At 73.1% G+C, this 18,835-nt stretch carries 20 protein-coding genes; 7 read left to right on the top strand and 13 right to left on the bottom strand.

Features of this window, described 5'->3' with window-relative positions; translation table 11 throughout:
- Window positions 1–44: 44 nt before the first annotated feature.
- The 3 genes from QZX64_RS03295 to QZX64_RS03285 are packed head-to-tail and all read right to left on the bottom strand — an operon-like array spanning window position 45 to window position 2,117.
- A complete protein-coding gene (locus QZX64_RS03295; protein ID WP_295656939.1) occupies window positions 45–299 on the bottom strand; it encodes a hypothetical protein in 255 nt (84 codons plus the stop codon).
- A gap of 9 nt (window positions 300–308) precedes the next feature.
- On the bottom strand, window positions 309–1,190 hold the full coding sequence (mca, locus tag QZX64_RS03290) for a mycothiol conjugate amidase Mca (RefSeq protein ID WP_295656938.1): 882 nt from the start codon (window positions 1,188–1,190) through the stop codon (window positions 309–311).
- Window positions 1,191–1,232: 42 nt separating this feature from the next.
- Window positions 1,233–2,117: an aldo/keto reductase gene (locus QZX64_RS03285; protein ID WP_295656937.1), complete on the bottom strand. Its 885-nt coding sequence runs from the start codon at window positions 2,115–2,117 to the stop codon at window positions 1,233–1,235.
- A gap of 75 nt (window positions 2,118–2,192) precedes the next feature.
- On the opposite strand from QZX64_RS03285, the gene QZX64_RS03280 reads away from it, so the two are divergent.
- From QZX64_RS03280 to QZX64_RS03270, 3 genes are all read left to right on the top strand, one after another.
- Window positions 2,193–2,591, top strand: a complete 399-nt coding sequence (locus QZX64_RS03280; RefSeq protein WP_295656936.1) for a DUF4307 domain-containing protein — start codon at window positions 2,193–2,195, stop codon at window positions 2,589–2,591.
- Window positions 2,592–2,723: 132 nt separating this feature from the next.
- Entirely contained in the window at window positions 2,724–3,221 is a 498-nt protein-coding gene (gene greA, locus QZX64_RS03275; RefSeq protein WP_295656935.1) for a transcription elongation factor GreA, read from the top strand.
- Between the two features lie 297 nt (window positions 3,222–3,518).
- Window positions 3,519–4,844, top strand: a complete 1,326-nt coding sequence (locus QZX64_RS03270; RefSeq protein ID WP_295656934.1) for an erythromycin esterase family protein — start codon at window positions 3,519–3,521, stop codon at window positions 4,842–4,844.
- Between the two features lie 9 nt (window positions 4,845–4,853).
- On the opposite strand, the gene QZX64_RS03265 is transcribed toward QZX64_RS03270, so the two are convergent.
- The 5 genes from QZX64_RS03265 to QZX64_RS03245 form a co-directional block, all read right to left on the bottom strand.
- Window positions 4,854–5,240: a VOC family protein gene (locus QZX64_RS03265; protein WP_295656932.1), complete on the bottom strand. Its 387-nt coding sequence runs from the start codon at window positions 5,238–5,240 to the stop codon at window positions 4,854–4,856.
- A gap of 91 nt (window positions 5,241–5,331) precedes the next feature.
- Window positions 5,332–6,561, bottom strand: a complete 1,230-nt coding sequence (gene ilvA / locus QZX64_RS03260; RefSeq protein WP_295656931.1) for a threonine ammonia-lyase — start codon at window positions 6,559–6,561, stop codon at window positions 5,332–5,334.
- Window positions 6,542–7,897, bottom strand: a complete 1,356-nt coding sequence (locus QZX64_RS03255; protein ID WP_295656930.1) for an AI-2E family transporter — start codon at window positions 7,895–7,897, stop codon at window positions 6,542–6,544. The genes ilvA and QZX64_RS03255 overlap by 20 nt, the downstream gene beginning before the upstream one ends.
- Before the next feature lie 9 nt (window positions 7,898–7,906).
- Window positions 7,907–9,298 carry a glutamate mutase L gene (locus QZX64_RS03250; RefSeq protein ID WP_295656929.1) on the bottom strand — a complete coding sequence of 464 codons (1,392 nt, stop codon included), beginning with the start codon at window positions 9,296–9,298 and terminating at the stop codon, window positions 7,907–7,909.
- The gene (locus QZX64_RS03245; protein ID WP_295656927.1) at window positions 9,279–10,448 is read right to left on the bottom strand and encodes a cystathionine gamma-synthase; all 1,170 of its coding nucleotides are present in this window, start codon (window positions 10,446–10,448) and stop codon (window positions 9,279–9,281) included. Before QZX64_RS03245 ends, QZX64_RS03250 begins: the two co-directional genes overlap by 20 nt.
- A 95-nt stretch (window positions 10,449–10,543) precedes the next feature.
- Here QZX64_RS03245 and msrA point away from each other — a divergent pair, with 95 nt between their 5' ends.
- The 4 genes from msrA (at window position 10,544) to QZX64_RS03225 (ending at window position 13,481) form a co-directional block, all read left to right on the top strand.
- The gene (msrA, locus tag QZX64_RS03240) at window positions 10,544–11,194 is read left to right on the top strand and encodes a peptide-methionine (S)-S-oxide reductase MsrA (RefSeq protein ID WP_295656925.1); all 651 of its coding nucleotides are present in this window, start codon (window positions 10,544–10,546) and stop codon (window positions 11,192–11,194) included.
- Between the two features lie 139 nt (window positions 11,195–11,333).
- Window positions 11,334–11,837 (top strand): mycothiol transferase, encoded by a 504-nt coding sequence (locus QZX64_RS03235; protein ID WP_295656923.1) that lies wholly within the window; start codon window positions 11,334–11,336, stop codon window positions 11,835–11,837.
- A 37-nt stretch (window positions 11,838–11,874) separates the two neighbouring features.
- Window positions 11,875–13,206, top strand: a complete 1,332-nt coding sequence (locus QZX64_RS03230; RefSeq protein WP_295656921.1) for an AarF/ABC1/UbiB kinase family protein — start codon at window positions 11,875–11,877, stop codon at window positions 13,204–13,206.
- Window positions 13,207–13,271: 65 nt separating this feature from the next.
- Entirely contained in the window at window positions 13,272–13,481 is a 210-nt protein-coding gene (locus tag QZX64_RS03225) for a hypothetical protein (RefSeq protein WP_295656919.1), read from the top strand.
- Between the two features lie 37 nt (window positions 13,482–13,518).
- Here QZX64_RS03225 and QZX64_RS03220 read toward each other — a convergent pair whose 3' ends face one another.
- From QZX64_RS03220 to QZX64_RS03200, 5 genes are all read right to left on the bottom strand, one after another.
- Window positions 13,519–15,522: a VWA domain-containing protein gene (locus QZX64_RS03220; protein WP_295656917.1), complete on the bottom strand. Its 2,004-nt coding sequence runs from the start codon at window positions 15,520–15,522 to the stop codon at window positions 13,519–13,521.
- 37 nt (window positions 15,523–15,559) lie between these two features.
- A complete protein-coding gene (locus QZX64_RS03215) occupies window positions 15,560–16,948 on the bottom strand; it encodes a magnesium chelatase (protein WP_295656915.1) in 1,389 nt (462 codons plus the stop codon).
- 71 nt (window positions 16,949–17,019) lie between these two features.
- Window positions 17,020–17,511 (bottom strand): GNAT family N-acetyltransferase, encoded by a 492-nt coding sequence (locus QZX64_RS03210; protein ID WP_295656914.1) that lies wholly within the window; start codon window positions 17,509–17,511, stop codon window positions 17,020–17,022.
- Entirely contained in the window at window positions 17,508–18,032 is a 525-nt protein-coding gene (locus tag QZX64_RS03205; protein WP_295656913.1) for a DinB family protein, read from the bottom strand. Before QZX64_RS03205 ends, QZX64_RS03210 begins: the two co-directional genes overlap by 4 nt.
- Window positions 18,033–18,142: 110 nt before the next feature.
- Window positions 18,143–18,730 (bottom strand): hypothetical protein, encoded by a 588-nt coding sequence (locus QZX64_RS03200; protein WP_295656912.1) that lies wholly within the window; start codon window positions 18,728–18,730, stop codon window positions 18,143–18,145.
- Window positions 18,731–18,835: the final 105 nt, after the last annotated feature.

The following is an 18,835-nucleotide window of genomic DNA, read 5'->3' as shown; positions in this document are numbered from 1 at the left end:
AGGAGATGGTGCGCCCCGCCGGCGAGGACCTCGCCGAGGTGTGATCAGCGCTGGTCGTCGGCGCGGTGGTCGACCGGCGGCACGTCGTCGGACGCCGGCTCGTCGGTCACCGGCTCGTCGCCGTACACACCGGAGTCCTTGGCGGCCTGCGCCTTGCGCAGCTGCTTGACGAGGCTGAAGGCGAGCACGACCACGGCGAGCACCAGCAGCAGGAAGATGGTGAAGGCGGTCCAGCCGGCCTTGACGTCCTCGGGCTCGGGGACCTTGTCGGTGAGCGTGATGATCAGCAGGTCGAGCATGGGGGCCTCTCAGGCGGGGTCGGTGATGCCGGCGAACAGGTCGTCCTCCGGGGTCGGCGAGTCGACGTGGCTGACGACGAGCTCGTAGTCCTCGGTCGGCCACACCGACTGCTGGATCTCACGCGGGATCGCGAACCACATGCCGTCGGGGTCGATCTGGGTGGCGTGGGCCAGCAGGGCCTGGTCGCGGACGCCGAAGAAGTCGCTGCAGCTGACCCTCGTGGTGATCCGGTCGTCCCACTCCGGCTCCCGCTTCCAGGTGGCGAGCCGCTCCCCGTAGGGCGACTCGAGGTCGTGGGCGAGCATCGCGTCGTGGAGGGCCTTGGTCTTCGCCCAGCTCCAGCCGTGGTGGTAGTAGAGCTTGAGCGGCTGCCACGGCTCGCCGGCGTCGGGGTAGCGGTCGGGGTCGCCGGCCGCCTCGAAGGCCGCGACCGAGACCTCGTGGCACTTGACGTGGTCGGGGTGCGGGTAGCCCCCGCGCTCGTCGTACGTCGTGACGACGTGCGGCCGGAAGGACCTGATCAGGCGTACCAGCGGCTCGGCGGCCTCCTCGAGCGGCACGAGCGCGAAGCAGCCATCGGGCAGCGGCGGCAGGGGGTCGCCCTCCGGCCAGCCCGAGTCGACGAAGCCGAGCCAGTCCTGCCGGACACCGAGGATGTCGCGGGCCCGCTCCATCTCCTGGCGGCGGATCTCGGTGATGTTCTCGAGGATGTCGGGCCGGTCCATCTTGGGGTTCAGGATCGAGCCGCGCTCGCCTCCGGTGCAGGTCGCGACGTGGACGTCGACGCCCTCCTTGACGTACATCGCGGTCGACGCGGCACCCTTGCTCGACTCGTCGTCGGGGTGTGCGTGGACGTGCATGAGGCGGAGGCCGGAGGGGCGGTCAGGCATGCCCCGAGTCTAGGTGTCGCCCCTCCGGACCCCGCCCGGGGATCACTCCCGGTCCAGCCGGGCGAGCTCGTCGGCGTCGAGCACCAGGTCGGCCGCGGCGGCCGAGTCGGTGACCGAGCCGGGACGCTTGGCACCGGGGATCGGGATGACCACCGGCGACTGCGCGATCTCCCACGCCAGCGCCACCTGCTGCGCGCTCACCCCGTGGGCCGAGGCGACCTCGGCGCAGGCCGGGTGCTTCTCGGCGAGCTCCTTGGCGTCGGAGAGTCCGCCGAGCGGGCTCCACGGGAGGAAGGCCAGGCCCAGCTCCTCGCACACGTCGATCTCCGGGCGGCTGCTGCGGAAGGCCGGGGAGAACTGGTTCTGCACGCTGACCAGCGCGTCCCCGAGCACGTCGTGGGCGGCACGGATCTGCGCCGGGTCGGCGTTGGAGAGACCGACCATCCGCACCTTGCCCGAGTCGGCGATCTCCTTGAGCGTGCCGATGACCTCGGCGTAGTCGACGGCCGGGTCCGGCCGGTGGTGCTGCCACAGGGCGATCTGGTCCACGCCGAGGCGGCCCAGGCTGGCGTCGACGGCCCCCTTGAGGTGCGCGGCGGAGCTGTCGGTGGCCCAGCCGCCGCCCTCGGTGCGCACGTGCCCGCCCTTGGTGGCGAGCAGCACGCGGTCGCGGACCCCGAGCTCGTCGAGCAGGGAGGCGATGAGCGACTCGTTCGCCCCCTGGGCGTCGGCGCCGAGCTCGTCGCCCGGGCCGTAGGCGTCGGCGGTGTCGAACAGCGTCACGCCGGCGTCCAGGGCGGCCCGGACGGTGTCGGCGAGCTGCTCGCGCGGCTGGGTGCCGGTCTGGTCGAAGGTCATCAGGCCGAGGCCGATGACGCCCACCTCGACGCGGCCGACGGTGTCATTTCCGATCGTTCGTGTCTGCATGGGTCGCACGCTACGTCGCCCGTGGTGACACCCTTCGTGGGGCGGGGCGGGGGTGCGGGTGGCACGCTTGGCGGCATGACATCGCAGGCCGAGCTCGCCGACCGGTACGGCGGCACCCTGTCCGTGGGGCGCCGCCGCCTGCTGTGGGTCGTGGTGGCGTGCGTCGCCGCGGTGGCCCTGGCCTGGTTGGCCTGGACGGCGTGGTTCCACGCGACGCCGCCGGTGCGCAGCCAGCTCGTCGGCTTCTCCGTCGAGGACGACCACCGCACCACCGCCGAGGTACGGGTGTCGCTCGACGACGGCGTGGACGCCTCGTGCACGGTGCGTGCCTACGCGGCCGACCACACCACCGTCGGCGAGCTGGTGTTCACCCCGACCGACGGCCGCAACCAGCTCGTCGTACGCACCGAGAGGGAGGCGACGAGCATCGAGAGCATCGGCTGCACCGCCGCCGGCCAGCCCCGTCCCCGTTGACCCCCGGGCGACCCAGCGGTTGCTAGACTGGTCCGGAAGTCAACCCGCAGGGCCGCTCAACCCACCGCGTGCGCTCCCGGAGCGCACGTCGAGGCCGGCGGGTTTTTTCTTTTGTCCCACAGGAGTGAACCCATGACCCAGTCGACCGACCCAGCGATCATCTGGCTGACCCAGGACGCCCACGACAAGCTCGCCGCCGAGCTGGCGGACCTCAAGGGCCCCAAGCGCCAGGAGATCATCGACCGCATCAGCGCGGCGCGCGACGAGGGCGACCTGAAGGAGAACGGCGGCTATCACGCGGCCAAGGACGAGCAGGGCAAGCAGGAGGCCCGCATCCGCCAGCTCGAGGACATGCTGCGCCGCGCCGAGGTGGGCGAGACCCCGCCCGACGACGGCATCGTCGAGCCCGGCATGGTGGTGACCTACCGCTTCGTCGGTGACGACGAGACCGAGACCTTCCTGCTCGGCGCCCGCGAGATCGAGGACGACTCGATCCCCACGTTCTCCCCGCAGTCCCCCCTCGGCTCCGCCATCCTCGGCGCCAAGACGGGTGACACCGTCACCTACGCAGCGCCCAACGGCAAGCACCTCGAGGTGGAGATCGTCGACGCCAAGCCGTACGCCGGCTGAGGCGACCCCCGGGGCGCCTGACGCATGGCGGGCACCGAGCCGGGTACCGGGCCCGAGCAGCCCGCCCCCACCCGGAAGGTCCCCATGAGCCCTGTACGCATCCGACCCCTGGGTGGAGCCTTCGGCTGCCTGCTGATGATCCTGGTCTCGGTGGTGCTCTCGGTGCTGCTGACCGTCGTGGTGAACCTCGGGAGGTAGGGCCGTGGCCGCCACGCCGGCCGTGCGCGAGCGCGGCCGGACGTGATGAGCCGGGGCCGCCGGGGTACCGCGAGGGCCCGTCGACCCCAGGAGGCCGCCATGACCGTCCGAGCCGGCGCCGACCCGTGTGACCTGGCCCTGCCCCTGGCCTCGGCGGGCGACCTGGACCCCCTGCTGGCGAGGATCGGCGAGGCACGGGTGGTGTGCATCGGCGAGGCGTCGCACGGCACCCACGACTTCTACGCCTGGCGCGCCACCCTCACCCGCCGGCTGGTCGAGGAGCACGGGTTCGACCTCGTCGGGGTCGAGGGCGACTGGCCCGACTGCCACCGGGTGCACTGCTCGGTCGTCGGCTCGCCGGCCGCGCCCGACGACCCGCGTGCGGCGCTGGAGCGGTTCGAGCGCTGGCCGACGTGGATGTGGGCCAACGAGGAGGTGGCCGGCTTCACGCGGTGGCTGCGGTCCCACAACCTCGAGCGCGAGCCGGAGCAGCGGGTGGGCTTCCACGGCCTCGACGTCTACAGCCTCTGGGAGTCGCTGCGCGCGGTCCTCGACCACCTCCGCGAGCGGTACCCCGACGACCTGGACGCAGCCCTGCAGGCGGTGGAGTGCTTCGAGCCGTACGCCGAGGACCCGCAGGCGTACGCCCGCTCCACCCGCATCGTGCCGACCGGCTGCGAGGTGGAGGTCGTCGAGCTGCTCACCGACCTGCTGGAGCGCCACGCCGACGACGGGGACCACCTCGTGGATGCCGACGCCCGCTTCTTCGCCGAGCAGAACGCCCGCGCGGTGATCGGCGCCGAGGCCTACTACCGCGCCATGGTGGGCGGTGGCCCGGAGTCGTGGAACGTCCGGGACAGGCACATGGCCGACACCCTCGACCGGCTGCTCGCGCACCGCGGCAGCCGCCACGGTGGGCGGGCGGCGAAGGCGGTGGTGTGGGAGCACAACACCCACGTCGGGGACGCCCGCTTCACCGACATGGCCGAGGCCGGCATGACCAACGTCGGGCGGCTCGTCCGCGAGCGGTACGGCGAGTCCGACACCGTCCTGGTCGGCTTCGGCAGCCACCGGGGCAGCGTCGTGGCCGGGCGGTGGTGGGGGGCGCCGATGGAGGCGATGAGCGTGCCGCCCGCTCGCCGGGGCAGCATCGAGGACCTGCTCCACGACTCGCTCGGGGGCGCCTCGGCCCTCTTCGTCCCACCGCCGGAGCTGCCCGCGTGGCTGTCGCAGGAGCGCGGGCACCGGGCGATCGGGGTGGTCTACCGGCCCGAGGCCGAGCGCGTCGGCAACTACGTGCCGACGGTGCTGGGGCGACGCTACGACGCCTTCCTGTGGCTCGACGAGACCACCGCGCTCCAGCCGCTCGGCGGGCGCGAGCGTGCGACCACCGGCGAGCTGGAGACCTGGCCCTTCGCGACGTGACCCGGTGGGTCAGCCCGTGCTCGCGTCGTCGATGCACATGATGTTGCCCTCGCTGTCCTTGAACCACGCCGCGTGGCCCATCTCCGCCGCGAACGCGATGTCGCCCTGCCAGGTCACGCCCGGCAGGTCGTAGTGCTCGAAGGTGATCCCGTTGGCCTTGAGCGCCTCCACCTCGGCCGACACGTCGGCGACGTGCCACTGGGCGATCGTGTGGCCGGCCTGACCGGCGTACTCGGTCTCGTAGAGGTAGAACGAGGTTCCGCCTGCCGTCGTGTAGACCAGTCCGCCGGGGTTCTCGCCGGCGGGGGTGAGACCGAGCGTGTCGGCGTAGAAGCGCCGGGCCCGGTCGAGGTCGGCGGCCGGGATGTTGGCCGTCACCGTGCTGTCGTTCAGCATGTCGTGCTCCCTCGGGTCGGGAGTGCCCGAGCCGCTCACCTGGCACGCTAGTCCTGCACGGCGGGGTGTCAAGGAGCTTCGGAGGCCACGCTCAGTCGTAGACGCGGTAGCCGTGCTGGCGCAGCCGGTCCTTGACGGCCTCCGCGTGCGGCTCGCCGCGCGTCTCGAGCTGGAGGCTGACCTCCACCTGGTCGAGGTCCAGGCTCGCGGAGATCCGCTCGTGGGCCACCTCCAGCACGTTGGCCCCCACCTCGCTCACCTCGGTCAGGAGGCTGGCGAGCCCGCCCGGCACGTCGGGGATGCAGACGCGCAGGTAGAGGTAGCGCCCGGCACTGGCCAGGCCGTGACGGATGACCTTGCCGAGCAGCAGGGGGTCGATGTTGCCGCCGGAGAGGACGGCCACCGACGGCGTCTCCCAGCGGGTCGGGTCGTCGAGCATGGCGGCGACCGCCGCGGCGCCCGCCGGCTCGACGACCATCTTGGCCCGCTCGACCAGCGCCAGCAGCGCGCGGGAGAGCGACTCCTCGGAGACCGTGAGGATCTCGTCGACGTGGTCGCGGACGGCGGCGAAGGTGATCTCACCGGGGCACCCGACGGCGATGCCGTCGGCCATCGTCTTCATCGACGACAGCGGCACCGGCCGGCCGTCGCGCAGCGAGGCGGGGAACGCCGCGGCGCCCTCGGCCTGGATCCCGACGACGCGCACGTCCGGGCGCAGGGCCTTGACCGCGATGGCGATGCCCGCCAGCAGCCCGCCGCCGCCTGCGGGCACGAGCACCGTGCGCACGTCGGGCGACTGCTCGAGGATCTCCAGCCCGCAGGTGCCCTGGCCGGCGACGATGTCGACGTGGTCGAACGGGTGGATCAGGGTGGCACCCGTCTCGGCGGCGAACTCGCGGGCCCGCACCAGCGCGTCCTCGAGGTAGCGGCCGTGGAAGACCACGTCGGCGCCGTACGCGCGGGTCGCCTTCTCCTTGGGGATGGGGGCGCCCTCGGGCATGAAGACCGTGCTGCGGATGCCGAGCGAGGTGGCGGCCAGGGCGACCCCCTGCGCGTGGTTGCCGGCGGAGGCGGCCACGACGCCGTGGCGGCGCTCCTCGGCGCCGAGCCGGGAGATGCGCATGTAGGCACCGCGGATCTTGAACGATCCGGTGCGCTGGAGGTTCTCGCACTTGAGGTCCACGCGCCCGCCGGCCAGCGCGGAGAGCCACCGGGACTCCTCCATCGGCGTCACCACCGCCGTGCCGGCGATCGCCGCGCGGGCGTTCTCGATGTCGGCCAGCGTGCAGGCCGCGGTGGGATCAGCGCTGCGCTGCGTCATCCTCCACCTCCCTCTCGTCGTCGTCCTGGTGGTGGTCGTCGGAGCCGTCATCCAGCTGGTCGCTCTCGCCGGGGTCGTCGGCCAGCGGGGGTACCTCGTCGGGGTCGGGAGCGCTCGGCGAGCGCTCGGACAGGTGCTGCGCCACCGCGTTGACCGCGGCGGCGAGGGGCACCGCGATCAGCGCACCGGCGATGCCGGCCACCAGCACGCCGCAGCCGATGGCCACGACGACGCCCAACGGGTGCATGGACACGAACCGGCCCATCAGGAACGGCTGGAGGACCTGGCCCTCGATCTGCTGCACGAGGATCACGCCGCCCAGCATCAGCAGGGCCGTGAACGGGCCCTGGTCGACCAGGGCCACCAGCACGGCCACGGTGCCTGCGACCGTGGCGCCGACCAGCGGCACGAAGGCGCCCAGGAAGACGAGCACGCCGATGGCCAGCACGAACGGGACGCCGAGCGCGGCGGCGACGATCACGATGCCCACCGCGTCGACCAGCGCCACGATCACCGTGGCCCGCACGAACTGGGTCAGCGAGATCCAGGCGACGCGCCCGGAGCCGTCGATGGCCTGGCGGGCGGCCCGCGGCGCGAGTCGCACCAGCCACGCCCAGATGCGGTCGCCGTCGGCGAGGAAGAAGTAGCTGGCGAACAGGATGATGAACAGCCCGGCCACGACGTTGCCGAGCGCGGCACCGACCCCGGCGAGCTGGCCGACGACCGCGGTGTCCTGGCTGCGCTCGGTGATCGCCGCCTGCGCCTCCTCGATGTAGCGGTTGATCTGGCTGTCGGAGGCGTGCAGGGGCCCGTCGCGGAGCCACTCACGGATCTGCTCCAGCCCCTCGACCACCTGGTCGGCGAGGTCGGCGGCGCCGTTGGCCACCTGCTGGCCGGCGACCGTGAGCAGGAGCGAGACGACCGTGATGCCGCCGAGGACGACGAGCAGGCTGGCCAGCCCCCGGGGCAGCCCGACCGCGGTGAGCAGGCGGACCAGGGGTGAGACCAGCGCCGCGATGAGCAGGGCCACGGCCAGCGGGAGGGTCACCAGGCCGAAGAAGGTGAGCGTGCGGAAGATGACGTAGCCGGCCAGGGAGATCACCAGGAAGCGCCAGCCCCACGCCGCCGCCAGGTCGAGCCCCCACGGCACCTGGGCCGGCCGGAAGTTGGTCTCCCCGGTGGTGATCGGATCGGGGTCGGACCGGCGCTCGGCGCGGATCAGCGCCCACTGGGCAGCCAGCTGCTGGGTGAGCCGGTCGCTCAGCCGCTCGGCGTCGATCTGGCTCGCCCTCGAGCCTCGGCCGGGAAGGCGGAACCGGGGCTCCTGGGTGGTCACTGAGACAGGCTACTCACCGGGCGCGTGCGAGAGACGGCGAACCAGCCCGTACGCCGCCTCCGGATGTGTCCGCGCCAGCAGGCCGGCCGCCGCGAGCACGTAGTCGTGGTCGACCACGGTGCGCGGTGCCCGCGGCAGCTGCCACCCGCCGTCGACGTCGGCGCCCGTGGACCCGGCGAAGACGCGCTCGGCGACACCGGGCCGGCCGTTGCGCAGCACGCCTCCCGACCCGATGAGCAGGCCGACCTCTCGCAGGTCCTTGCCCGTGCGCTCGACCACCCGGCCCTCGGGGCTGAGCACCACCTTGCTGCGGCCCGCGTGGCGCCGCAGGGCGAGGCCGACGGCGGCCCGGGCCAGCGCCTCGTCGTCCTCGGCGCCCGCGTCGTCAGCGGGGAGGAAGCCGGGGTCGGCCTGCCGCAGCGCAGCGGCCTCCGCGAGGTCGTCGAAGCCGGCACCGGCGGCGGTGGTGACCGCCGACCAGCGCATGCCCAGGTCCCCCTCGACGGTGCGGGTGACCGGCGTCGTGGCGACCACCTCACGGGCGAGGCCTGCGTCCTCCGGGTCGAGCTCGACGACGCTGTGCACGTCGGTGGTGGCGCCGCCCACGTCGACGACGACCACGTCGCCGGCGCCGGGTCGCTCCTCGTCCAGCCCCCGGGAGAGCAGCTCGACGCCGGTGAGCACGACGTCGGGGGTGGCGCCGGCGACCATCGCGACGAAGTCGGCGCGGCTGCTGAGGTGCTTGCCGCCGATGACGTGGGCGAGGAACACCTCGCGGATCGCCGAGCGCGCCGAGTCGGGGGCGAGCACGCCGATGCGGGGCACGACGTTGTCGGCCAGCACGTACGGCGTCCGCGACTCACGGAAGCGGGCCTCGATGAGGTCCTGCGACTCCACGTTCCCCGCCACCACCACCGGGCCGGACCACCCGCTGCGGGAGAGGAGGCCCGCGTCGGCCTCCAGCACCTCGGCGTTGCCGCCGTCGGTGCCGCCCACGAGCAGCAGCACGTCGGGCTCGGCCGCCCGCAGGCGGCTCAGCGCCGCGTCGTCGAGGCCGCCGGAGAGCACCGCCACGACCCTGCCACCGCTGGACAGCGCCACCCGGCGGCCGGCCTCGGCGGTGACGAGCTCCTCGTTCCCGACGACCGCTATCCGCAGCCCGCCACCGGCGGACGAGCAGGCCAGCACCGCGGCGTCCGCGGCCCGGGGGTCCTGCTCGACCAGCCGCGCCAGGCACGCGTCGTACCCGTCGAGGACGTCGGTGCCGATGGTGGTCGGGTGCGAGGCCGCGGCCACGATGCGGCCCCGGGCGAGGTCGACCAGGCCGGCCTTGGTGAACGTGGAGCCGAAGTCGACGCAGACGACCGTGCCGGCGCCCGGGTCAGCCGACGGAGAGGGCACGGTCGAGGTCGCCGAGGAGGTCGTCGACCGTCTCGATGCCCACGCTGAGGCGGATGAGGTCGGCGGGGACCTCGAGGCTGGTGCCGGCCACCGACGCGTGGGTCATCCGGCCGGGGTGCTCGATCAGCGACTCGATGCCGCCCAGCGACTCCGCGAGCGTGAAGACCTCGGCGGCCGCGCAGACGTCGAGCGCGTGCTGCTCGCCGCCGGTGACCCGGAAGCTCACGATGCCGCCGAAGCGCTTCATCTGCTTCGCGGCGACCGCGTGGCCCGGGTGCTCCTCGAGGCCGGGGTAGATCACCTGCTCCACCCGGTCGTGCCGGGAGAGGAAGTCGACGACCTGCTCGGCGTTGTCGCAGTGCCGCTCCATCCGCACGGCCAGCGTCTTCAGGCCCCGGTGGGTGAGGAAGGAGTCGAAGGGGCCGGCGACGGCGCCGATGGAGTTCTGGTGGAACGCCACCCGCTCGGCGACCTCGAGGTCGCGCACGACGAGCGCTCCCCCGACGACGTCGGAGTGCCCGCCGCAGTACTTCGTGGTCGAGTGCACCACCACGTCGGCGCCGAGCGTCAGCGGCTGCTGGAGGTACGGCGAGGCGAAGGTGTTGTCGACCACGAGCAGCGCCCCGGCGTCGTGGGCCACCGACGCCAGCGCCTCGATGTCGCCGATGTTCAGCTTGGGGTTGGTGGGCGTCTCCACCCAGACCAGCTTGGTCCGCCCGGGCTGGATCGCCGCGCGCATCGCGTCGACGTCGGAGACCGGCGCCGGGCTGTGGTCCAGGCCCCAGACCTGCTCGACCTTGTCGAAGAGGCGGTAGGTGCCGCCGTACGCGTCGTCGGGGATCACCACGTGGTCGCCGGGCCGGCACAGCGCCCGCACGAGGGTGTCCTCGGCGGCGAGGCCGGAGGCGAAGGCGAAGCCGCGCTCGCCCTCCTCGAGGGCCGCCATCACGCCCTCCAGCGCGGTGCGCGTGGGGTTGGCGGAGCGGCTGTACTCGTAGCCGCCGCGCATCCCGCCGACGCCGTCCTGCTTGTAGGTCGAGGTGGCGTAGATGGGCGCGATCACGGCCCCGGTGGTCGGGTCGGGCTCGAAGCCGGCGTGGATCGCACGCGTGTCGAACCCGGACTTGCTGCGGTGCTGCTGTTCGCTCACCCTCCGAGCCTAGGCGCCCGGCGGTGAGGGGAACATCGGGGGGCGGTGGGCGGTTGAGATGGAGCAAGCACCATCCCTCGACGACGGGAGACCGCATGTTCGGCCGCACCAAGTCCACCCTTCCCACCGCCGACGAGGCCCTGCGCGGGCGCGAGGCCCGCTGGTTCGGTGTCTCCGAGCGCCACGTGGTGCTCGATGCCCCCGTCATCACCGACGACGTCCCCGCCGGCCTGGAGGTCGCGATCTTCGGGCTCGGCTGCTTCTGGGGAGCCGAGGAGATCTACTGGCAGGTCCCGGGCGTCTGGTCCACCTCCGTCGGCTACGCCGGCGGCATCACCCCGAACCCCTCCTACGAGCAGGTGTGCTCGGGCCGCACCGGCCACACCGAGGCCGTGCGCGTCGTCTTCGACCCCACGGTCGTGTCCTTCGCCGACCTGGTGAAGCGGTTCTTCGAGATCCACGACCCGACGCAGGGCATGCGCCAGGGCAACGACGTCGGCACGCAGTACCGCTCGGCGATCTACTGGACCACTCCCGAGCAGGAGCAGACCGCCCGCGACCTGACGAAGGTGTACGGCGACGAGCTCTCGCGCCGCCGCCTCGGTGACATCACCACCGAGATCCGGCCGGCCTCCGAGACGCCGTACTTCTACGCCGAGGACCAGCACCAGCAGTACCTCGCCAAGAACCCGATGGGGTACCGCTGCCACGCCAACACCGGCGTGCGGTTCCCCGCCACGGCCTGAGCCCCACCCGACCCGGACCCCGCGCCTCCTGGGCGCGGGGTCCTCCGCGTCCCGCCGGGGGGTCGTCCTGGCGAGCGGGTGGTCGTGGCTCCACCCCGGGGACGTAGCGCCGGCCCCGGTCCCGGACCAGACTGGAGGCATGACGCACACCTGGCTGACCGTGGTCGAGGACGCGCTCAGCCGCGTCGACGAGTCCCTCACCGCGACCCTGGAGGGGCTGGACCCCGACGACCTCGCCCGACGGCCCGGACCGGACGCCAACCCGGTCGGCTGGCTGGCCTGGCACCTGACCCGCGTGCTCGACGGCCACCTCGCCGACCTGGTCGGCGCGCCGCAGGTGTGGGAGGAGTGGCGTGTGCGTCTCGACCTGCCCTACGACGCCGGCGCCACGGGGTACGGGCAGTCCAGCGCCGAGGTGGGAGCCTTCCGCGCCGACGCAGCGTCGCTGACCGGCTACTGGGCCGCGACCTGGCACCGCACCCGCGAGGTCCTCCGCCAGCTGGCCGGCGAGGACGCCGAGCGCGTCGTCGACGACTCCTGGGACCCCCCGGTCACGGTGTCGTCCCGGCTCGTCAGCGTCGTCAACGACGTCACCCAGCACGTCGGCCAGATGGGCTACGCTCGGGGCCTTCTCGGCGCGTGACGAGCGCGATCAACCAACCATCACGGACAATGGGCCCATGACCGAGCTCCCTCGCAAGGCCTTCGCCCGGGGTGCCCGCCTGGCGGCACTCCCCCTCGGGTACGCCGGCAGGTCGGCGCTGGGGTTCGGCCGGCGCCTCGGCGGCCAGTCCGCCGACGTGGTGCTCACCGAGATCCAGCAGCGCACGGCCGAGCAGCTCTTCCGCACGCTGGGCGAGCTCAAGGGCGGGGCGATGAAGTTCGGTCAGGCCCTCTCGGTGCTGGAGTCCGCGCTGCCCGAGGATCTCGTCAAGCCCTACCGCGAGCAGCTGGTGAAGCTGCAGGACTCCGCTCCCCCGATGCCCACGCAGACCGTGCGTGACCAGATCGCGCGCTCGATGGGCCCCGACTGGCGCGAGCGGCTGGTGTGGCTCGACGGCGGCCAGGCCGCGGCGGCCTCCATCGGTCAGGTGCACCGTGGCCGGTGGCACGACGGCCGCGACGTGGCGGTCAAGGTGCAGTACCCCGGCGCCGGCGAGGCGCTGATGAGCGACCTGCGCCAGCTCGCCCGCGTGGCCCGCAGCGTGGCGCCGGTCTTTCCCGGCATCGACATCAAGCCCCTCGTCGAGGAGCTGCAGGCCCGAGCGGCCGACGAGCTCGACTACGAGCTCGAGGGCGAGGCGCAGGCCGCGTTCGCCGAGGCGTTCAGCGACGACCCCCAGGTCGTCGTGCCCGAGGTCGTGCACGCCGGGCCCTTGGTGCTGGTCAGCGAGTGGATGGACTCCCCCGGCTCGCTGGCGACGATCATCGCCGACGGCACGCGGGAGGAGCGCGACCACTACGGCGAGCTGCTTGCGCGCTTCCTGTTCTCCGGGCCCGCACGCACCGGCATGCTGCACGCCGACCCCCACCCCGGGAACTTCCGGCCCCTCCCGAACGCCGACGGCAGCCCCGGCAGGCTGGGGGTCCTCGACTTCGGCGCCGTCGCCCGGCTCCCGGACCGCCACCTGCCCGCCTCCATGGGCCGCCTGATGCGGGTCGCCGCGCAGGACGATCCCGAGGCGCTGGTCGAGGCCCTGCGGAGCGAGGGCTTCATCAAGCCGGGCATCCAGGTCGACCCGCAGCTGGTCTTCGACTACCTCTCGCCGTTCGTCGACCCCACCCGGGTCGAAAGGTTCCGCTTCAGCCGGGAGTGGATGCGCACGCAGTTCGAGCGGGTCAACGACCCGCGGCAGCCCGAGTTCGCGGTGGCCACGCGGCTGAACCTGCCGACGTCGTACCTGCTCATCCACCGCACGTGGCTGGGCGGCATCGGCCTGCTGAGCCTGCTCGAGACGGAGGCGCCGTTCCGGGCGATCCTCACCGAGCACCTGCCCGGTTTCGCCGGCTGAGCGACGCTTGTCCTCGACACGGGGTACCTGACACCGTCAGTGCACCCACGACGAGAGGAACCCCCATGAGCGACCAGAGCGACCAGAGCGACCGGCTCGGCCACCTGGACGACGCGGCGGAGGACAGCGAGCCGTCGTCGACCAGCGACGGTCCCGCGGCCGACGGTGAGTACGACCCCGCCCAGGGCTCGCCCGACAGCGGCCCGCACGCGGTCATGCCGGCCGACGCGGAGCCCACCGGCGACACCGGCTCGGAGTCGGGTCCCGACGACTGAGCCCGGACGGTCCTGACGCCCGCTTCTGGGCCGGCTCCTAGCCGGCCCAGAAGCCGCGGCCGCCGAACCAGTCGCGGTAGTCGGCCTGGCCCGAGGGGGCGCGCGAGCCCAGGTAGGAGCCGACCACCGCGGCACCGAGGTCGTCCAGCTCGGGTGCCACCACCCGGCCGTCGACCCGCTTGGCCATCGAGTCGACGAAGCGCGCCAGGCCCGGGTCCTCGCCCAGCCGGAAGAAGGTCACCTGCGCGCCGAGCCGGCCCGCGTTGTCGAGCTCGCGGACGGCGTAGGCGATCGTGAGCGGGTGGGGCGGGTACTCGAAGTACACCTCGCCGTGCGGCTCGAGGTGCGAGGTCGGCTCGCCGTCGGTCACCACGAGCAGCACCGGCTGCGCGTTCGGGTGCTTGCGGAAGTGCCGGTTGGCCAGCAGCAGCGCGTGGTGCAGGTTGGTGCCCTTGTCCCACCGGGCGTCGAGCGCGGTGAGCTCCTCGATCTCCATGGTGCGAGCCGCCCGGCCGAACGAGATCAGCTGCAGGTCGTCACCGCGGAAGCGGCTCCGGATCAGCGAGTGCAGGGCCAGCGCGGTGCGCTTCATCGGCACCCACCGTCCGTCCATCGCCATCGAGAACGAGGTGTCCACCAGCAGCGCCACCGCCGCCTGGGTGCGGGCCTCGGTCTCCTGCACCTCGATGTCGTCGACATGGATCCGGACCCGCCCGGAGACGCCGCCCTCCCCCGCCGTACGACGCACGGCGTTGCCGATCGTGCGGGGCACGTCCCACGGCTCGGTGTCGCCGAAGGCCCACTGGCGGGTGGCACCGGAGCGCTCGCCGGCCGCCCCGGACTGGCGCACGTCGCGCTGCCCCTGCCGTGAGGTGAGCCGGGTCGCGACGTCGCGCAGCAGCGCCTTGCCGAGCTCGCGCATCGCCCGGGGGCTCAGCCGCAGCTCGCCGTCGGAGCCGCGCTTGAGGTAGCCGGACTCGCGCAGCGCCCTCTCCAGCTCGGCGAGGGTGCGCGCGTCGACGGCCGCGTCGTCGCCCAGCTGGCGGGCCAGCCTGTCGAGGTCGACGTCGTCCATCCGGGCGCCGCCGTAGGACTGCGAGAGCTGCTCGGCGAGCGCGTCGAGGTCGGCGAGGTCCTGGAGGGCGCCGGTGCCGTCGCCGAGGCCGAGGCCCTCGTCGCCACCGAACTCCTCCGAGCCGCTCCAGTCCTCGCCCGGGCGGAGCGCCCGCAGGTTGTCGTCCATGCGGGAGAGCTGCTGCATCAGCTCGGGCGACCCGAAGGCCTGCTGCGAGAGCTGCATGAGCTCGGCCCGCTGCTCGGCGCTCATCGAGTTCATCATCCGCTGGGCCGCCGCGCTGCGGGCGGCGAGGGCGTCCATCAGCTCCTCGATCGTCTGCGGGTCCTCCGGGAAGAAGTCGCCGTGCTTGTCCATGAAGTCGCGGAACTCCTGCTCCGTGTCGTCGCCGAGGCGATGCTTCTCGAGCAGCTCGTTGAGGTCGCGCAGCATCTCGTTGACCGCGGCGCGGTCCTCGTCGGTGGCGTTCTCCAGCGCCTGCTTCATGCCGGCGAACCGCTGGTCGAGCACCTCCCGGCCGAGCAGGTCCTTGATCTGCTCGTAGGCCGCGCGGGCCTCCTGGCTCGTCCAGTCGTAGGACGCCAGCTCGCTCACCGCGGCAGCCGTCGAGGGTGGGAGGCCCTCGAGCTGCATCTCGCGGAACGCCCGGTCGCCGTCGTCCATGGTGACGTCGCGGGCCAGCTGCTTGCGCTCCTCGAGCACGGCGGTGTCGAGCAGCTCGCGCACCTCCTGGAGCGTGCCGTCGAGGTTGTTGCGGGCGAGCAGCTCGCGCCGCTTCTCCGCGACCCGGCGCGCCAGGTCGTCGAGGCCGGCCTGGTCCCTGCCGCCGCGGCGCAGGAACTCCTGCATCGCGCGCTCCGGCGAGTAGCCGGCCATCACCTCCTGGCCGATGGCGTCGAGCGCCTCGGCGAGGTCCACGGGCGGCGCCAGCGGGTCGCCGCCGCCGTAGCGGGTGTACCTGCTCACGGCTCTCTCCTCATCCACCCGTCGACCCGGTGGCCGCTCATCCGTAGACCGTCTCCGAGCCGTCGCTGTCCTTGCCGACCTTGCGGGCCAGGAACAGCCCCTCGAGCGCGAGCTCGACGGCCGCCGCGCGGGTGCCGTCGTCGGTCGCGCCGAGGCGGTCGCACACCTCGTCGTACAGCTCGGCCTCGCCCAGCACGGGCAGGCCGGTCAGGAAGTCGCGCGCCGTGACGTGCTCGCCCGTGGTGACCATGGATCCCGCCTCGATGGCGTCGACCAGCAGCGCGAAGTCGAGGCCGCGGAAGTGCCGGCGCACCGTCTCGGCCGTGGCGGAGCGGAGCAGGTGGGTCAGGATGTCGCCCTCTCGGCCCTCCTCGCCCGTCTCGAACTCGACCTTGCCGCCGAGCACGTCGACAGCCGTCTCGAGGTCGACGACGCGGGCGACGGCGTGCTCCTCGCCGTGCACCGTCGCGCGACGCAGCGCGGCGGCGGCCACGGTCTCGGCCCCGGCGATGGCGAAGCGGGCGCTGACGCCGCTGCGCTGGTCGACCGAGGAGGAGCCGCGCAGCCCGCGGGTGAACCGGGCCAGGATCTCCACGAGGTGGTCCGGGACCTCGGCCACGAGGTCGGCCTCCTGCCGGATGACCGCCACCTCGGCGTCCAGCTCGGCCGGGTAGTGGGTGCGGATCTCGGCACCGAAGCGGTCCTTGAGCGGGGTGATGATGCGCCCGCGGTTGGTGTAGTCCTCCGGGTTGGCGCTGGCCAGCACGAGGGTGTCGATCGGCAGCCGCAGCACGTAGCCGCGCACCTGGATGTCGCGCTCCTCCATGACGTTGAGCATCGCCACCTGGATCCGCTCGGCGAGGTCGGGCAGCTCGTTGATCGCCACGATGCCGCGGTGGCTGCGCGGGATGAGGCCGAAGTGGATGGTCTCCGGGTCGCCGAGCATCCGGCCCTCGGCCACCTTCATCGGGTCGACGTCGCCGATCAGGTCGGCCACGGAGGTGTCGGGGGTCGCCAGCTTCTCGGCGTACCGCTCGTCGCGGTGGCGCCACGCGACCGGCAGGTGGTCGCCCAGCTCGCGCGCCCGGCGCTGCGAGGCGTGGGTGATGGGGTCGTAGGGGTGCTCGCCGAGCTCCGAGCCCTCGATGACGGGGGTCCACTCGTCGAGCAGGCCGACGATCGTGCGCAGCAGCCTCGTCTTGCCCTGGCCCCGCTCGCCGAGCAGCACGATGTCGTGGCCGGCGAGCAGGGCGCGCTCCACCTGCGGGATCACGGTGTGCTCGAAGCCGTGCAGCCCGGGCCACGGGTCCTCCCCGGCGGCGAGCCTGCGGAGCAGGTTGGTGCGGATCTCGCTGCGCAGGGAGGTCAGCTCGTGCCCGGAGGCGCGCAGCTCGCCGAGCGTCTTGACGGTGGGAGCGGTGGTCACCTTCCCAAACTACTCAGCGCCCCAACGCGCCGCGGTCCGCTCAGGCGAGGGCGGCCTGCCGCACCCGGCGGCTAGGACGTGAGGTCGAGGAACATCACGTGCAGCCCCACGTAGCCGTGGGTCGGTGACCGGAAGGCACCGGGCACCGTGCCGACGACGCGGAACCCCAGCGCCTGCCACAGGCGCACCGCCGCGGTGTTGCTCTCGACGACCGCGTTGAACTGGATGCCGCGGTAGCCCTGCTCGCGGTGCCAGTCGACCACGAGCTCGCCGAGGCGTCGACCGACCCCCTGTCCGCGGGCGGCCGGCGACACCATGAACGACGCGGTGCCGATGTGCGAGCCGCCGGCTGGGCGGTTGGGGCCCATCTTCGCGCTGCCGAGCACCACGCCGTCCTGCTCCAGCACGACGGTCAGTCCGGGCGGCTGCTCGACCCAGAGGTCGCGGGCCTGCTCGGGCGTGAGGTCGGCGGGGTAGGCGTAGGTCTCACCGTCGGTGACGACGGTGTCGAAGATCGCGTGCACCGCCGGCCAGTCGCCCTCGGTGATGGGCCGGATGGTCACAGGCCCACCTCTCCGTCGATGGCCTCTCGGATCAGGTCGCCGTGGCCGGCGTGCCGGGCGTACTCCTCGATCAGGTGCACGAGGATCCAGCGCAGGCTGGCCCGTCTGCCGTGGCGTGCCCGCTCGGAGAGCTGGTCGAGGCCGTCGCGGGCCAGCGCCGCGTCGAGCACCACCTGGGAGCGGGCCACCTCCGCCTCGTGCCGGCCTCGGAGCTGGTCGGGGCTGTCGTGGACGGCGGAGTGCCAGTCCCAGTCCTCGTCCGCCTCCCAGTCGACGTCGGCCCAGATGCCCTGCGCCTCGCCACCGGTGTGGACGACGTGGAACCACCAGTGCTCGACGAAGGTCAGGTGCTTCACCATGCCGCCCAGGGTCAGCGGCGACGTCGGCAGCGGGGTGGACAGCTGCTCCTGCGTCAGCCCGTCGGTCTGGCGGCGCAGGGTCACGCGGTAGTAGTCGAGGAAGCCACGCAGGGTGGCCACCTCGTCGGCGGCCGCCGGTGGGTCGGTGCGCTCGAGGCTCATGCGCGTCACCGTAGGGGCCGGGCGGGTCCCTCCGCGAGCGACTTCGCGGGGCGGTCCGCGCAACCATCGGCACGTCGCCCACCCCCGTGCCGGCGAGTGCGGCGCCGGCGTCAGAGCGCCGGGCCCTCGCCCCGCAGCTTGTCGACCTCCGCCATCGCCTCGCGGAGCTGGCCGAGCCACTCGTCGGCGTGCTCGCCGACGAGCCGCACCGACCAGGCGAGCGCGTCGGAGCGCGACCGGGCCACGCCGGCGTCGACGAGGGTGTCGAGCACCTGCCGCTCCGGCTGGCGCAGCCGCGTCATCACCGGTGCGGCCACGTGGGTGAAGAGCGCCCCGGTGTCACCGAGGCGGGCCCCCCAGGAAACCTTGCGGCCGTAGCGGGCCTCGGCCTCGCCGGCGACCGCGATCCGCTCGTCGCGCGTGTCGGCACGGAACCGGCTGATCCGGCCCTCGGCCTCCGCGCCCTCGGCACCGGTGCCCTCCAGGGTGCCCACGACGGTGATCTCCTCACGGTCGACGGTCACCTCGACGTCGGAGAACCACCCGTCGGGAAGGCGCCCGGCGAACCAGGCGGGGGCGTCGGCGGCGCTGGGGAGGTCGGCGCTCTGCCAACCGCCGCGGCGTCCGCCGTGGTGCGGTCCGCCGCGGCCTCGGCCTCGGCGGGTGGTGTCCTGCTCATCGGTCTCTCGGGGACTCATGGGTTGCTCCTCTGTTGCAGTGCTTACGTGATTACAACATTACAGCAATGCTCAAGACAGCCCTTTCCCAGTGCCGTGGCGCGGCCCTGCTCCGGCGCGACGGTG

This window comes from uncultured Nocardioides sp. (assembly GCF_902805925.1).
In the GTDB taxonomy this organism is placed as follows: domain Bacteria; phylum Actinomycetota; class Actinomycetes; order Propionibacteriales; family Nocardioidaceae; genus Nocardioides.
This window is presented reverse-complemented; position numbering and strand designations above follow the sequence as displayed.

Coding starts and splice junctions, on each gene's coding strand:
- QZX64_RS03295 (WP_295656939.1), bottom strand. CDS start 299: ATGCTCGACCTGCTGATCATCACGCTCACCGACAAGGTCCCCGAGCCC.
- mca (WP_295656938.1), bottom strand. CDS start 1,190: ATGCCTGACCGCCCCTCCGGCCTCCGCCTCATGCACGTCCACGCACAC.
- QZX64_RS03285 (WP_295656937.1), bottom strand. CDS start 2,117: ATGCAGACACGAACGATCGGAAATGACACCGTCGGCCGCGTCGAGGTG.
- QZX64_RS03280 (WP_295656936.1), top strand. CDS start 2,193: ATGACATCGCAGGCCGAGCTCGCCGACCGGTACGGCGGCACCCTGTCC.
- greA (WP_295656935.1), top strand. CDS start 2,724: ATGACCCAGTCGACCGACCCAGCGATCATCTGGCTGACCCAGGACGCC.
- QZX64_RS03270 (WP_295656934.1), top strand. CDS start 3,519: ATGACCGTCCGAGCCGGCGCCGACCCGTGTGACCTGGCCCTGCCCCTG.
- QZX64_RS03265 (WP_295656932.1), bottom strand. CDS start 5,240: ATGCTGAACGACAGCACGGTGACGGCCAACATCCCGGCCGCCGACCTC.
- ilvA (WP_295656931.1), bottom strand. CDS start 6,561: ATGACGCAGCGCAGCGCTGATCCCACCGCGGCCTGCACGCTGGCCGAC.
- msrA (WP_295656925.1), top strand. CDS start 10,544: ATGTTCGGCCGCACCAAGTCCACCCTTCCCACCGCCGACGAGGCCCTG.
- QZX64_RS03235 (WP_295656923.1), top strand. CDS start 11,334: ATGACGCACACCTGGCTGACCGTGGTCGAGGACGCGCTCAGCCGCGTC.
- QZX64_RS03230 (WP_295656921.1), top strand. CDS start 11,875: ATGACCGAGCTCCCTCGCAAGGCCTTCGCCCGGGGTGCCCGCCTGGCG.
- QZX64_RS03225 (WP_295656919.1), top strand. CDS start 13,272: ATGAGCGACCAGAGCGACCAGAGCGACCGGCTCGGCCACCTGGACGAC.
- QZX64_RS03205 (WP_295656913.1), bottom strand. CDS start 18,032: ATGAGCCTCGAGCGCACCGACCCACCGGCGGCCGCCGACGAGGTGGCC.
- QZX64_RS03200 (WP_295656912.1), bottom strand. CDS start 18,730: ATGAGTCCCCGAGAGACCGATGAGCAGGACACCACCCGCCGAGGCCGA.